General features: G+C 70.5%; 8 protein-coding genes. 7 read left to right on the top strand and 1 reads right to left on the bottom strand.

Going from position 1 to position 15050, the window contains the following annotated elements:
- Nucleotides 1-8: 8 nt before the first annotated feature.
- The 7 genes from OG447_RS24445 (at nucleotide 9) to OG447_RS24415 (ending at nucleotide 10526) form a co-directional block, all read left to right on the top strand.
- The gene (locus OG447_RS24445) at nucleotides 9-896 is read left to right on the top strand and encodes a DUF2268 domain-containing protein (RefSeq protein ID WP_266939356.1); all 888 of its coding nucleotides are present in this window, start codon (nucleotides 9-11) and stop codon (nucleotides 894-896) included.
- A gap of 195 nt (nucleotides 897-1091) precedes the next feature.
- Nucleotides 1092-1847, top strand: coding sequence for a transposase family protein (locus OG447_RS24440; RefSeq protein WP_266939354.1), 756 nt, complete (start codon nucleotides 1092-1094; stop codon nucleotides 1845-1847).
- A gap of 59 nt (nucleotides 1848-1906) precedes the next feature.
- Complete coding sequence (locus tag OG447_RS24435; protein WP_266939352.1) at nucleotides 1907-2353, top strand: hypothetical protein; 447 nt, start codon at nucleotides 1907-1909, stop codon at nucleotides 2351-2353.
- A gap of 175 nt (nucleotides 2354-2528) precedes the next feature.
- A complete protein-coding gene (locus OG447_RS24430) occupies nucleotides 2529-6062 on the top strand; it encodes a UvrD-helicase domain-containing protein (RefSeq protein ID WP_266939350.1) in 3534 nt (1177 codons plus the stop codon).
- Between the two features lie 152 nt (nucleotides 6063-6214).
- On the top strand, nucleotides 6215-7870 hold the full coding sequence (locus OG447_RS24425) for a hypothetical protein (RefSeq protein WP_266939348.1): 1656 nt from the start codon (nucleotides 6215-6217) through the stop codon (nucleotides 7868-7870).
- Nucleotides 7867-8484: a hypothetical protein gene (locus OG447_RS24420; protein ID WP_266939346.1), complete on the top strand. Its 618-nt coding sequence runs from the start codon at nucleotides 7867-7869 to the stop codon at nucleotides 8482-8484. The genes OG447_RS24425 and OG447_RS24420 overlap by 4 nt, the downstream gene beginning before the upstream one ends.
- On the top strand, nucleotides 8481-10526 hold the full coding sequence (locus tag OG447_RS24415; RefSeq protein WP_266939344.1) for an Hsp70 family protein: 2046 nt from the start codon (nucleotides 8481-8483) through the stop codon (nucleotides 10524-10526). Before OG447_RS24420 ends, OG447_RS24415 begins: the two co-directional genes overlap by 4 nt.
- Nucleotides 10527-11007: 481 nt before the next feature.
- Here the strand turns inward: OG447_RS24415 and OG447_RS24410 are convergent, their stop codons facing one another.
- Nucleotides 11008-14733, bottom strand: a complete 3726-nt coding sequence (locus OG447_RS24410; protein WP_266939342.1) for a DEAD/DEAH box helicase — start codon at nucleotides 14731-14733, stop codon at nucleotides 11008-11010.
- Nucleotides 14734-15050 lie beyond the last annotated feature (317 nt).

Below are 15050 nucleotides of genomic sequence, written 5' to 3'. Positions count from 1 at the left end.
CCCAGGTCATGAAGATTGTTGTGCATGACACGGCGTCCGCCATGTTCGATCTCCTGCAGCGCCCGTTGGAGGAGCGGCCCGACGCCCTACGAGAAATACTCAGCCCGCTACAGAGCGCGATGTCCGTGGTGGGCGATGTGGACGCGGTTCAGATGCACCAGATGGGCAGTGGCTTCCGGATCGATCGTGAGGACCCGCGCTACCTGACGGCCCTGAGGCAGATGCAGGACGCGGGAGTGTGGAACGAGATCGAGGACCGCCTCGCCGCGGCGTGGGAGCGGCTGAACGGTGCGGTGCCCGAGGCCAGGAGCGCCGAGACCGTTCATGTCGTCCTGGTGCTCGGCGACCCCGATGACCACCACCTGACGGTTCGTACTGGCCGCTATTTCGGCATGGGCGGTTTCCCGGGGGCGATCCATCTGGTGATGTGGCCCACCGAGACCAGCCTGGCGAAGATCGGCCACGCCGCCGCGCACGAGCTCCACCACAACGTGCGCTACGCCAACGCGGTCTGGGATCCTGGGACGGTCACGGTCGGCGAGCAGGTCGTGGCCGAAGGGCTGGCAGAGGCGTTCGTACGGGAACTGGCCGGCGAGCAGGCCCTGGGCCCCTGGACGACGGTGCTGTCCGGCGCGGAACTGGACGACGCCTACGAGAAGGTCGTGGCCGCGATCGATGTGGCCGGGATGCAGAACCTGCCGCCGTACGTGTACGGCGACGCTACCGCGGAGCTCATGGGGCATGAACCCGTCGGGCTGCCGGACTTGGCCGGATACGCGGTCGGCCTTCGGATCGTGGACGCCCACCTGGCTGTGTCCGGCCTGACCGCCGCACAGAGCGTCGCGCTGCCGGCACGCGACATCCTCGTCAACGCGGGCGTGCCGACCGGCGCGTGACTCGCCCGACGCATCGCGCAAACGGGGCCGCGCAGGACGACCGGTGCGCCCCGGGGATCCGCGGAGGCAGCACCGGCACATTGAGCTCTTTGCAACCTCGCGACGCTGATCGTGAGTTGGACATTCCTGCGCAACGACGAAGCTCCTGGTAGACCGGTTCTCGACCAAGATGACCGTGTCTGCCGGGAGTGTCGCGTGCTTGTCTACCCGTCCTCGATCGATCTGTCCGGCCGCACCCTGAGGTATCTGAGTGGGCAACTTACCGCCCGGCGGCGGAAGATCGGGACGCGGTGGGGGCGCCTACCCGCTGGCCGCCAGGCCCTGCTGGCCCTGGCGCACCTGCGATGCGGCGACACCTACGCCCAGCTCGCCGCCGGGTTCGGCATCGGGATCGCGACCGTGTTCCGCTACATACGCGAGGCGATCGAGGTGCTGGCCGCCCGCGCCCCGTCCCTGGCCAAGGCAATGAAGACGATCCGGACCAAAGCGTTCGTCATCCTCGACGGCACCCTGCTGCCCATCGACCGCATCGCCGCCGACACCCCGTACTACTCGGGGAAACACAAACGTCACGGCATGAACGTCCAGGTCCTCACCGATCCTTTCGGACGCCTGCTTTGGGCCTCGCCGGCACTGCCTGGCTCAACCCACGATCTGACCGCCGCCCGGCAGCACGGAATCATCGAAACCCTCACCGCGGAGGGCCTCAAATGCTGGGCGGACAAGGCATATCAAGGAGCCGGCGGACCCGTTCGAGTGCCGTTCCGGGGCCGCCGCCTCAAGCGATGGAAGCGCCGTCACAACAGCAGCCACGCCAAGATCCGCTGCCTCGGGGAGCAAGCCATGGCCACCCTGAAGGGCTGGCGCATCCTCCGGAGACTCCGCTGCAGCACCAACCGGATCACCGACATCGTGAAAGCCGTCCTCGTTCTCCACCACGCCTCAACCTGAGGTTGGAAAGGGCTCACTGGGATGGAGAGAACGGGTTCCGGCAGAAGTACCTGATCGACATGGTGCCGCTGCCGTTCGTCGCCGACGAGGATGTCATTGGCGGGTGCCTCATCGTGGCCACGGACGACATGCGGCTGCGGAAGGTCGCTGAGCAGTTCGCCAGCTACTTCAAGCGCGAGCTTCGGTTCGACTTCCTCCAGTTCACGGCTACTGGCAGCGACAGCAGTCAGGAGGTGATGTTGATCAACTCCAGGGACGTGATCATGCTGTCGCCCGTTGCATGCGGCGCGGTGGGGTTCGACCTGGAAGAGAAGTGTCTGACCTGGTTCTGGATCCACCCCTTCCAGCGGGGAAGAGGTCTTCTCGATCGCGTGTGGGAGGAGCTGGAGCGACGGCACGGGACAGAGTTCACCGTGGAGCAGCCGGTCTCGATCCCGATGCAGCGCTTTCTCCAGAGCAAGGATGTTGACCCTGCCCGCTGGGGCGGGCCCTCCCCCGCCGAGTAGGGGCTGCGCTGAACCCTTTCCAATCTGGGTGCGAGGTAGATGGGTTGGGGAGCCTGGCTGTGATCAACAATGAAGCTCCTGGTAAACGGGTTGTCGACCAGAGTTCCTACAGCAGGGACATCCGCCGTGTCCGCCGACCCGTTGCGTCGCATGGAGAAGGAGGGGGAGAGCAAGGATGCCGAAGCACACTCGCCGTGCGGCCGTGCTCGCTGCTGAACAGCGCGCGGTCGACCATGCGTACTCCTGCTTGGAGCGGGCCCGGCAGGAGGCGTTGGAGTTGAGCGGCCTCGACGCTGCGGCCAGCGGCAAGGACTCCATCGATGCCCGGCGGACCTGGGAGCGGGAGCTGGCATCGCTCGAGATAGGAGGCAAGTCCCTCGTCTTCATGAGGGCCGATGTCGACGAGGGTGAGGGCCGCGACACGTTCTACGTCGGGCGCCGGGTGGTGCGTGACGAGCAGAGCAATCCCGTCGTGGTCGCCTGGAGTTCACAGGCCGCAGTGAACTGGCGGCTGACCAGCGAGCGGGATCCGGGACAGGTGCGGCTGTTGCGTCAGATCATCTGCGATCAGCAGTTGGTCAAGCGCTATCTCGACCTCCACGGATCCGAAGCGGAACCAGCAGTGGTACCAGCGGCACCGGCGGGACGGGTCGACGCTGCCGCGCCGGACACGGCGGCCCAGGAACCGGCGTGGCGTGATCCGCTTCTCGAGGAGTTGGACCGCGCGCGCGACGGCTTCATGCACGACATTGTCGAGACCATCCAGCGGGAACAGCTTCAGCTCGTGGCGGAGGAGCCCGCGGGCGTGCTCGTGATCCAGGGAGGTCCGGGCACTGGCAAGACCGCGGTCGGCCTGCACCGCGTGACTTGGTTGCTGGACAACAAGCACCGGACGGCCAAGGACATCCTCGTCATCGGACCCAACCGGGGATTCCTCGATTATGTGGGCGTCACCCTGTCCGAACTCGGCAGCGACGACGTGTCGATGCTCGAACTCCCCGCGCTGTGGTCGGCGGCAGCGTCGCCGCGCGACCCGCGTCCGGTCGCCGCGTTGAAGGCTGACCCGAGGATGGCCGCGGTACTGCGCAGGGCCGTCGACTGCGAGACGATGAGTTCGGCCGAGCGACTGACCGCACTGGTGGGTGGGCCGGTATTCACCTTCGAGTTGAACCGCCGCGAAGTCGTCGTCCCCGTGGAGGAGATAGCGGAGATCGCTGGTGCGGCGCTGGCCGGCGACAGTCCGTACCAGGTGCGCCGGGAGCGGTGCGTACAGCAGATCACACAGCACCTGACCGATGTCTACGTCGGGCTGCTGCCCGGCCCCGCCGACATCGACTACCTGGCCGAGATAGGCAGGGCCCGCCCTGTCGCGCGCCTCCTCAAGCGGATCTGCCCCAGCCTCGCGGCCCACGACGTGCTGCGCGGACTGTTCGCTGGCGGGGCCGCCCTCGGCCGGGCGGCCGAGGGCATTCTGTCGGCCCTCGAACAGGACCTGCTTACCGCACCCCACCTGGGGCCCAGTCCGGGGAGCCGTACGGCGCGCTCACGGACCGAGCCAAGCCGCGAAGACCTGGTCCTTCTCGACGAGTTGGAGTACGTACTGGGCGGGCGCCCCCGGAAGGTGTACGGGCACCTGGTCATCGACGAGGCACAAGACATCACGCCGATGGAAGCCCGGGCCCTGGCACGCCGCTGCCCCAGCGGTTCGATGACGGTACTTGGAGACCTCGCGCAGTCGACCGGACCGTACCTCCACCAGGACTGGGACGGGCTCGGGCGGTTGCTCGCGAGCCGGGACGGATGGCGGGTCACCCAGCTACTGACGGGGTTCCGCGTACCGGGAGAGGTCATGGATTTCGTGGCCCTGCTGGGGGCGCACTGCGCGCCCGGCGTGGCAGTGCCCGTCTCGGTTCGCGACACAGGTACTGACGTGGCGGTGGTCCAGGGGACGGAGGCGGGCACTCTGGCCGCCGACGCCGTAGCACGGCTGCGGGCGAGCACGCCCGGCAGAGGGGGCGAACGTTCGGTCGGCGTGATCGTGCCGCCGGGCGGTACGTGGAGCGGCGACATGGCGCGCGCGCTCGGTCCGGAGGGTCTCGTGAACCTCGCCGTCCTCACCCCGGCCGAGGCGAAGGGGCTCGAATTCGACCACGTCGTGGTGGTGGAACCCGCGGAGATCGTCGAGGGCGAGTCCGTGGGGCTGAGGCATCTGTACGTCGCGCTGACGCGGTGTACCCAGTCGCTAACAGTGGTCCATACCCTGCCGCTGCCCCCGCAGATCGGCGGCCCGAGCCGACCTCCCAGGCCCACTGCCCCTCCGGCTCCTGCCCCGCGTGACGCGGAGGGCTCCGCTGCGGATCCCGCGGCGAGCCTGTGCAGCCGGTACTTTGCCGACGGGACTCCGTGCACCCATTCCACTCACCACGCGGACAAGTGGTGCAGGACGGCCCCCTGCGGAGGCTTCCGTACTGCTGAACCTGTGGCCGTGGCCAAGCCCCGCCACCTTGTCCCACCGGTCGGTGCGCGAGACCAGGGCCGTCTTGACCTCGACGCGCGGCAGAGTGCCGCCGTGCGGGTCAGCTCGGGAGCGTGCGGGGCGTTCGTCGCGCGGCACCGGGGCAGCTTGCGTGAGGCGGCGGTGGAACTGCACGCCATGCTGGCCTCGTTCATCGGGCGAGCCCGGCACCTGCGCGCCGCGGACGGCGCCTGGACGCTGGACCTGGCGGGATTTCGCATCGTGCTCAGTCCCGAGGCCGACACGATCACGGGCTACGACGCCGTGCACGCGGAGCGGAGTTTCGCGCAGCTCGAAGCGGGCGTCGCGTCCCGGGTCGGCAAGGACGCCCGGGCCGCGCGGAGATCGGCCCTGACTGCGTCGGCGCGGGAGAGCGGACCGCCGCTGGGCGCCGTCGAGCAGGTTCGCTTGCTCGACGCCTTGACGCTGCATGCCACCGCCTCGGCCTGTGCCGGATACGAACGGGTGGGGCAGATCCGCGGTATGGCCGACGAAGCCTTCGTCCATGCCATGCGCGCAGCGCTCGCCGATGATCTGAGCACCGCGGACATCGAGTTGTTCGAGACTCGTGTCATTGTCAAGGGCAGCCGCTTCCAGTGGCGGATCTCAGCCGACGGCCGCTCCCTGCTCACCGTGCGTGAACCAGGTACGGACGTGTACCGGAGACCGCCGGCCTTGCCCTGCCCCGTCCCCGAGCCCCGAAGGGCGATCATGCTCACCACCGACCCGGCACCCCGACCAGTCGAAGAGGAGCGGGCGGCGGAGGAGTGGCCAGCTGAGGCGAACGCCGGGTTGGAACGCCTTGTGGCTGAGCGCACGGTGGCGGCGCGGGCCAACCGATCCCACGAAGCGCTCCGGCACCGCCTGCTCGCAGACCTCTACGACAGCGCACCTGGGGTCGGGGAGAACGTATTCGTGGACGCCTGGTGCACGCGGGCCGACGGCACCGTGCTCTTCGACGTACTGGGCAGTGAGGAGAGAACGTACCCGTCCATCCGGGAGTCGGCACTCCACCTCATGGAGGTGTCCCACCTGCGTACGGAGGGTCAGGCGGAGTTCCTCGTCATCGTGTTGGCCGACGAACCGACGGAGCCGTGGGTGGCCAACGCGGTCGACGGTGCTTTCAGCGTGCTCCTCGCCTGGCGTGAAGGCGGGACTTGGGCGGGGCCGGGCGCGCGGCACATCGTGTCCTAGCGAGGGCCCTGTGACCATCCCGAGAAGACCTGCCAAAATATGACGCAGGCTTTAACGCGGGAGACGAGCGGGGTCGCATGGGGAACGAGGACGCTTCGGCCGGTCAACTCGGCGGCGGATTCGGCGCGGGGGAACCACTGATCACGGAGTCGATGACACGATCTGAGATGGTCGAGGCGTGGCGGGCGCGGCGGTCCGCCCGCCGTTCCGCTGCGGCGGCCGTCCCCGGCGGCGCGGTCGACGGATTCGCGTTGCGCAAGTGGCGCAGGGCCGGGGTCTTCGGCGCGGAGGCGGTGGCGCGTGTCGAGGACGTGCTGCGGGAACTGTTGGACTCCATGGATGCCGAGGACGAAACCCTGCGGTGGGGCGCCGACACGATTCGTGCCTGTCTGGATGGACAGCCGACGCCCCAGTTGCTCCCCGCCATCAAGGCGCTGCTCGAAGCCGCTGGACCGGGCCGGGCCATCGCCCAGACCGCCGCCGTGCTCTCCGTCGTTCATGAAGCCGGTCTGCCCTGGCTCTCCCCGGCCGGTGAGCGCCGCCTCGCGGTCATATCGGGCGCGGTCCCGGCGGCTGACCTCGGCGCGGACGACCTCCCCCTCGCCGAGGAGGACCCCGCCGGAGCCTTCGCGCTTCAGCAGGCGCTCGCCCGGCGGAGCCTGGACGAGCTGACCATGCACCAACTGGAGGCAGTTGTGCCGTGGGCACCCCTCGGTGTGGTCGACGACCTCATCGAGGCGGGCGTACTGAACCGCGGCCATCAGCCGTGGAGCCTGCGGGCGGACGCCGGCGAACAGAGCTACCTGCTGGCTCGGCTCGCACCCGAGAAGACCGACGCTGCCCTCGCCCGCTCCCTCGGCTGGGACGAGCCCGCCGAGCGGGAGGCGTTCCTGGCAGGGGTGCCGGTCCAGTCGGCACCGGGCAGCCTCTACGACCTGCTCCTGCGTATCACGGACGGGGAGACGGACGTCCTCAAGGAACTCGAGGAGCTGCTGCCCCGCGAGCTGGTGCTGCGCCTGCGCAAGGTGCGGGAGGGCGCCATGACGGGCTCCTGGGACCCGGACATCCCCGCCGACCGCGGGCTGTGGCGGCTGATGTGCGCCCTGTGGGAGCCGAGGGCGGCGGTCAATCCGGCGCGTGGCCCGTTCTACGCCCTCGTGGCGCTGCGGCACGCCTACGACCTCATCTGTCAGGGCGAGAGAAAGAAAGCCCAGGTACAGGTAGACAAGCTCGTCGATTACGACGGCGCGCCGGCCGAGCACGCGGCCGAGGCCTGGAACATGTTCGCCTACCTTGCCCTGCTCGACGACAATCTCGACCTCGCCTACGTCTCGCTGGCGCGCGTCGCCCGAACCGACTGGCGGGTCGAGGAAAACCTGGCCCTGCTGGAGCGCCGGCGTGGGACCAGGCGCAACGACCGGGACCAGCCTGCCAATCCGTATCTGGAGCTGGGGCTGCCGCACAAGAGTGAGCACTGGCAGCACCAGTGGCGCGAGCGCAGGCGGGCCGACCGGGACGACCTCGACCTGGCGGCGCAGGCCAACTGGGCGAAGCGCCGTATTGAGCAGGCCGAGCGGAGCGAGGACTGGTCCGACTTCTTCGTACTGCCGCTGGACCCCGCGGCCCTGCAACTGCCCACGGTTCGACCGAGGTCCCTGACGCCGCGGCCCGCCGCGATGCCGCGCCGGACCACACACCGGGCCGCCGCGGACCTCGCGGAGGTACGCGACCGCGCGATCGCCGACCTTCTTCCCACCCTGCTGACCGCGCCCCGGCGCCCCGATCACGACCACAGGACAAGTTCATGAGCCGCAAGTCCGCACGCCGCAAGTCCGCACCTCGCAAGTCCGATCCGAGCGCGGCCGGGCAGGCCAAGAAGCCCACCGGACTGACCCGCCGCAAAGAGGTCCGGGAGTTTGAGGCGGACATGAAGCTGCGCACGCTCAGGCCGGACGAACTCCTCCATCCGGCACAGCTCCTCGCCCGGTTCACCGAACGGGCCTCGGAACTGATCGCGCAGTTGCCGGATGACGTCCGCCCCACCCCCGCCACGGTCAACGCCGCGCTGCGGCAAGGTGTGCTGGAGGCATTTCGGACGCGGGACGAGCACATCGCGCGACTGGTCGAGACCGATCTCGTCGCCAGCAACCCCGACCAGGCGGCAAGGGTCATCCGGCGGGCGGTGCGTGCCTCGCTCGTTGACATGGGGGTCCGTGTGGTCGAGGAGGCCGACGAGCAGGAACTCTTCGTGGTCGTCGAGGGCGAAGGCGAGGGCTTCGAGCTTGTCCGGCCGGCCTACGTGGACCAGGCGACGGCCAAGCTGCTGCTCGCTGGGCAGCTGCGCCGCATCCCGGTGCCGAGGAGCGTGCCGGAGCAGGACGAGACCAGCGCGGTGGACGCGCGGGGAGACGATGCCAAGTGACCTCGACAGGAATCGACTTCGGTACGACCAACTCGGTCGTGGCCCAGTGGCAAGGCGAGGATGCCGAGGTGCTGCCGCTCGATGCCCACCACATCGACGCCGACTGGCGGCGCCCTGGGTTCGAGCAGCTCTTCCCCTCAGTGGTGGGCGTCAGCTCGCTGCGGCGTGGCCCTCTGTTTGGCTGGGAGGCCAAACTCCGCTCCGAAGAGGCGGCCGAAGCCTGCAAGCGGCTCCTCAAGAGCGACGAGTACGTGACCATCCAGGGCAGGCGCTTCGCGGCGACCACTGTCGCAGCCGGTGTCTTCACCGCCATGCGCGACGGCGCCCAGCACAACCTCACTGACATCGAGCGCGCCGTCATCACCGTGCCCGCCAACGCGACGGGCGCCGCGCGGTACCGGACCAGGGCGGCGGCACGGTTCGCCGGCATTGAGGTCCAGGCCTTGCTCAACGAGCCGACAGCGGCCGCCATCTCGTACGTTCACGACTTCCGCGAGGATTCCCAGATCCTGGTCTTCGACTGGGGTGGCGGCACCATCGACGTAACCGTGCTCGACTACTCCGACGGGTTCTTCGAGGAGCGCGCGTCACGCGGGGTGACGGAGCTCGGCGGTCTGGAGATCGACCGGCGGCTGCGCGAACTCGTCCTTGAACGGGCGCCCGCGCGCAGGGCCTGGACTCCGGCGCAGGAGCGGCAGTTCCGCCTGGACGTGGAGCGGAACAAGATCCTGCTCTCTTCCCAGCCGTTCGTCACGGTGATCACTCCCGACGGTGTCGGCGTCGAGATCCACCAGGGGGAGCTGGAGGAGGCGATCGGCGACCTCGTCGACCGCGCCCTCGCGCCGGTGGAGCAGTGCCTGAGGGACCTGCACATGGCGCCGCTCGACGTGGACGAGATCCTCATGATCGGTGGTACGAGTCAGATTCCTAGCGTGCGGGCCGCGGTGGCCGAAGCACTCCAGATGGAGCCCGTGCCCACCGAGCTGTGCGACCCGATGACGGCGGTGGCGCGCGGCGCGTCGATCGCGGCGGCGGTGCTCGCCGGTGAGACTGAGGGGGTCATCCAGGTCGCCACCAGCCATGCGCTCGGCACGATGGTCAAGGACTCCTCGGGACGTAAGCGGTTCAGCCAGATCATCCCCAGGAACTCGCCGCTGCCCTGGAAGGAGCGCAAGAGCTACACGCCGCAGAAGGACCACGCGCGGAAGCTGTTCGTGGAAATCTGGGAGGGCGACCCGGACAAGGAGCTCGCCCACCGCGACAACGTGCAGCTCACCGAGCTCACCCTCACGTACCCCACGCCGCGGGTCCGCGACGAGTCCCGCTTCGATCTGGAGTACACGTACGACTCCAACGGGCTGCTCCACGTCAAGGCCACGTTGGAGCACACGGGGGAGGTAGTGGTCGACCAGGAGGTCGAAAGCTTTGGTACGGGTGGACCCACACCCGAGGTCCGGGAGGAACTGGACCGCCTGCTGAAGAGCAACTCGAATCCGGACCCCCTCGGGGCGACCCCCTCGGCCGGGGGCGCCCGCCCCGTTCCAGCGCCTCCCAAGGCGCGGCCGGTCACGGTCGACGGCGGCCCACACACCCTGGTCGTCGACGGCTCCAACCTCGCCTGGATCGGTCATTCACCGGTCCGCCCGGGGGTCTACGAGGACGACGACCACCCGAGCTTCTCCCAGCTCCAGGCCGCGCGGGCGGCGCTCGCCAAGAAGTACCCCGAGGCCGACATCCACGTCGTGGTCGATGCCACCTTCCGGCACAAGGTCTCGGACGGAGAACGGGAAGCGGTGGTGGCCGCCCTTAGCAAGGGCGACATCATCCAGCCGCCGGCCGGTACCGAGGGCAAGGGGGATGCACTCGTTGCGGCCATCGCGGACGACTCCGGTGCGATGGTCGTGACGAACGACAACTTTGCGGAGTTGCAAGGCCGCTATCCGTGGCTCCGGGAGAAGGGGCGGGTTCTGGGCGCCACATGCGCCAAGGGGGCTTGGTTCTTCACCGACCGTACCTGCGTGGCGCCGCGGGGGCGGGGGTGAGGGACACCCGGCCATGTTGATGCTGCGTGAGTTACCTGCCGGTCCGGGCTCTGCCGGGGCGGCGTTGGCGATGACCAGGAGGTGGGCCGAGGCGTCGGTGAGTGCGGGGTGTGGGTCGGCGATCCGTGCTGCCGTGACGGCCGCGTCGTACAGGTCCGTGCCTAATAAATTGGTGTCGGTGCACTCGCAAGGGCGTGAACGAAGAGGGGCGTGGAAAGCCTGCTTCGTGCGCCGCCGATGACCTTGTCGAAGGCGTTGGACTGGGTGGCCAGGCCGGCGCCGTTGCGCTCCATGGCCCGGATGAAGCCGTCGACGACCTTGTGGTCGAGACTGTAAGGCAGGCCGCGCCGCGTTCCCGAGGCGTCAATGACCTCACTCGCGAGGCCGTCTCGGGCGCGACAGCGCCATGGGCTCGGGTGGCAGCTTGTGGCGTCGTGTCGTGACGGGCGTATAGCCCTCCGCTCTGCCGTTTCGTCGGCGGTTACTCGGTGTCCGGCGGCCAGGTGGCGCGGTCGCGGAGGTGGTGGAACTCCGTCAGCTCGGAGGCGAGGACGTCGAAGTGCGGGAGCGGGGCCCACAGGCTGCGCTCGCCGATGACGTAGAGGCGGCGTTTGGCGCGGCTCGCGGCGACGTTGAGCAGGTGCGGGGTGCGGGCCGCCCAGTCGCGGGCGCCTTGCCGACCGCCGCCGAGCACGAGGACGACGACGTCGGCTTCCTTGCCCTGGGCCCGGTGGACGGTGGCGCAGCGCTCCTCGATCAGTTTGGACGTCCAGCCGTCACGGCTGCGGCAGATCTTCTGGCATTCGGCGACGAGGGCCCGGAAGGGGGCGATGACGCGCACGCGCTCGACGGCGACGCCGTGCCGGTGCAAGTGGTCGAGGACGAACTCGAAGGCTCGGCGATCGCGTTCGCCCCACGGCGCATCGGACGGGCGGGACGGGTCGTCGGTGTTGAGCCAGCGGCTGGGTAACAGGCCGTCCCGTGCCGCATCGGGGAACGCCTTGTGTTCGGTGCCGTGGACCATGAGGCCGCCGTACGCGACCTCGTTGCTGACCGTGAACATCGGCTCTTCGCAACGGCGGTGCACGCGCAGCGGCGAGCCCACCCAGACGTGCTCGTCGCCGGTGTCCGGGGCCGGCAGGTAGGTGCCGTAGCGGTTGGTCCGGTCGGCGACGGCCTGGGCCGAGGTGGCCGACGGCAGCCAGTGCTCGTCGACGCCGTAGGCGCGCAGCAGTCGGCGCTGGAGGGCCTCGGGCATGGTGACGACGGGTTCGAGCTGGAGCGGATCGCCGACCAGAACGGCCCTGCGGGCGCGCCACAGCGCGCCGGCGGCGGCCTGCGGGGTGGCCTGCCCGGCCTCGTCGACGAGGACCCAGCCGATGGACTCCCGGCCGAGGCGGGCGAACATGCTCCCGACGGAGGAGAAGGTGGTGGAGACGACGGGCACGAGGAGGAACAGGGTCTGCCAGGCGTGCGCGACCTCCTCGTCGGGGACGGGCCCGTTGGTCCCGGCCATCAGCTCCATGAGGACCTGGAGGTTGCCGCGGACGTTCTTCGCGGCCCCGGCGACGAAGGCGCGGTGCAGGTCGAGGGCGCGCAGGAACAGGTCGCTGCGCGCGGTGGACCACGCCTCGTCGGACCAGGGCGAGCCGAGTTCCTGGTCGGCTTCGTCGAGGTGAGCCCAGCCGAGCGGCAGGGACGGCAGCGTCCGGGCCGCCTCCCGCAGTTCGCGGTGGCGGCCGTCGAGTTCGGCCACGGCGCCCCGCAGGTCGCGGCGGGACGAGTCGGTGATCTGTCGGGCCTGCCGGAGGGAGGTGGCTGCCGCGGACTCCCGTGCGCTCGCGGCCCGTTCGTAGGCGAGGGCGGCGGTGAGGCCGGTGGCTGCCTCGTCGACGGCGCTGCCGGACCGGGCGTGCCGACTGGCGGCCAGGGATTCGGTGCGCACGGCTGCGGCGACCTGCTCCAGGGAGTCCTCAAGCGCGGCGCGCTGTTGGACGAGCAGGTACGCGATCTCGGCCTGAGTGTGCTCCTGCTGCCGTTCGGCGGCCTGCCGGTCGGCCGTGCTCTGCAGCAGGCGGCGCAGCCCGCCTCGCAGGCCCTGCTCGACGGCCGGGGGCGTGACGTGGCGGGCGGTGAGGACAGTCACGTACTCGCGGTGGTGCGCGGCCAGTTCACGGGCGGCCGACAGGTCCGCGCGGGCGGTGGCCAGCTCCTGGCGGGCCCGCGGTACGTGCTCGGAGGCCGTTCGGTGTCCGGCCTCGGCCGCCGCGGTGGCGGTCCGGGCGCCGGCAGTGGCGGCGGTGGCCCGGTCCAGGACCGCTTCGGCGGCGGCGATCTGCTGGTCGGCCCGGGACACGGCGGCTTCCAGGTCCGCGATCCGCTGCCCGGCCGAGGGGGACTCGACGGCGGCCAGGGCCCCGGCCAGCCGGGCGCGCCCGGCGCGCAGCCGCTCGACCTCGGCCTGGGCGGTACGAAACGCGGCGACGGCGTCAGTCCACGACGGCACGGGCCAGGCGGGCCCGGCGGCCGCGGCAACCTGGTCCGCCGGGGTGACGGGACCACGGCCACCGGGCTGTGGCTTGGGCGGGATCCAGTCGCTCAGGACCTCCCGCATGCCGCGCAGCGGCGGTAGCTCCGCGGCCTTGCGGGCGTCGGTCTCCTTCTCCGGCAGCCGCCCCCACCAGAACCGGTCCCCGAACTCCTTGCGGTTGGCCTTGTTGCCGAGCACCGCCGCGACCAGACCCCAGGCCGGCCCGCCGAGGAGCGCGGAGGCGAGGTCGGAGAAGTGGTCGGTGCCTGCTTGCCAGCGCTCGCCGAGCGCACCGATGCCGGGCAGCTCGGCGGTGATGTTCTCCACGGCGCCGTTGTTGGACGAGGTGACCACGATCTCGAACCCGGTCAGCCGCGGGTCGAGCCGCGACACGAAGCGGGCGTGCCTGCCCTGGCGGTCCTTGCCCCGCCACGCCGGACCGGTGAACGCCTTCCCGGGCCGGTCGAACGTGGCCAGCACCGCCGCCCGCTCGACGACCAGGGCGGCGACCAGGTCGCGCAGCATCGTGGTCTTGCCCGTGCCCGGCGGGCCGTTCACGGAGAACATCCCGCCCTCGGTTCCCGCTCGGTCGGCGAGCATGCGGTCGACCGCGAACTGCTGGCTCAGCGCGAGCGGGAACCGAGCCGGTGCGGGCCAGCGGCCGGCCGGAACCAGGTCCGGAGCCACCCCTTCCAGGACGACCCCGCGCTCCCGGCGCACGTCGGTCCGCGCCCCCACGTCGACGGCGTCGAGCTCGGTCAGGTACGCCTCCAGCGCCGGGCCGATCCCCTTCCCGACGGCCGCGGACACCCGGGCCAGATCAGGGGGAAATAGACTGTTCAAGAACGGCGCGGCGGCGGCGACCTTCGCCTGCGGGTCCCGCGGCCGGGGGACCAGCCTGCTGCGCACCCGGACCACCTGCGGCCGCAGGTGGTCCTGAACCCCGCACAGGTCGGCGATCTGCGCGGTCAGGGCGACCAGATCGGCGAACCCGAGCGCACGGGGACCGGCGCCGGCCCCGTACTCCGCCGACGTGTCAGGACCGTCGGTCGACGCCCCCTCGGGAACACCCCCGGTGCCGTCCGGCCGCCCGGACTCCACCTGCTCCTCGGCGGGGCGGCGGGCCGCGACCCAGTCCGCGGCGCGGCGAACCAGGGGTTCCGCCGCGCCCTGCAGCGCGGCGCCGGCGACCTCGCCGAACAGGGCCCCGACCGCCCCGACGGCAGCGCCGCCCAGGATCTCGGCGAGCAGCCGTTGCCAGCCGCCGGCCGCGCCCGGCGCTCCCGCCGCACCCTCGGAGCCGGGCCACCGCTCGTACGCCGTTCCGGCGGCCGGTGCGGTGGGGCCGTAAGGGATCGCGGTGGCCGTGAGCTCGTCGATCGCCCCGCCGAACGCGTCGTCGAGCTCCTCGAATCCGTCCAGCCACCCAGGTGCGGACGGCCCCGGATCGAAGAGGCGGCCGGTCGCCCAGGCGCACGCGGAGATCACGGACGTGTCCTCGAGCGGTCGGCCATCGTCGTCCAGGACCAGCGCGAACATCGCGCTCTGGCCCGACAGCACCAGCTCGGTCTGCGGAACGCCGGGGTCGGGATCGGTCCCCGCGGGCAGTACCGCGATCATCGCCTGGCGGAGCAGCTCCAGGTCGAAGACCCCGCAGTAGACCTCGTGCCGCCACATGCGGCTGTACGGTGCCCGCCGTGCCCCCGTCTCCGGATGGTCCGGAGCCCACGGCAGGAGCGGTGGTACCCGGCCCGGCTCCGGGCTCAGGTCGGTAACGTACTCGTCCCTCGGCCCGGAACGGGCGGCGGGGCGTCGGCGGGGTAGCGCCGGGATGGTCGGCGGGCTGAACAGCTCGATCGCGCGCCAGCATTCCAGCAGGGCCTGCCGTCGACGGTCCTGCGCGTGTCCGTTCCGCACCCACTGCCCCCGTGTCGCACGCGCGGCATTCTGCCGCTCCCCTGAAGATCAGCCGTGTCGCCGAATCTACCGGACCG

The sequence above is a fragment of the Streptomyces sp. NBC_01408 genome (genome assembly GCF_026340255.1).
Lineage (GTDB): Bacteria > Actinomycetota > Actinomycetes > Streptomycetales > Streptomycetaceae > Streptomyces.
The sequence above is the reverse complement of the archived record's forward strand: the minus strand, read 5'-3'. Positions and strand labels throughout refer to the sequence as shown.

Excerpts from the sequence above, each read along its gene's own strand:
- OG447_RS24445 (WP_266939356.1), top strand. The coding sequence starts at position 9 with ATGAAGATTGTTGTGCATGACACGGCGTCCGCCATGTTCGATCTCCTG.
- OG447_RS24435 (WP_266939352.1), top strand. The coding sequence starts at position 1,907 with ATGGTGCCGCTGCCGTTCGTCGCCGACGAGGATGTCATTGGCGGGTGC.
- OG447_RS24430 (WP_266939350.1), top strand. The coding sequence starts at position 2,529 with ATGCCGAAGCACACTCGCCGTGCGGCCGTGCTCGCTGCTGAACAGCGC.
- OG447_RS24425 (WP_266939348.1), top strand. The coding sequence starts at position 6,215 with ATGACACGATCTGAGATGGTCGAGGCGTGGCGGGCGCGGCGGTCCGCC.
- OG447_RS24420 (WP_266939346.1), top strand. The coding sequence starts at position 7,867 with ATGAGCCGCAAGTCCGCACGCCGCAAGTCCGCACCTCGCAAGTCCGAT.
- OG447_RS24410 (WP_266939342.1), bottom strand. The coding sequence starts at position 14,733 with ATGTGGCGGCACGAGGTCTACTGCGGGGTCTTCGACCTGGAGCTGCTC.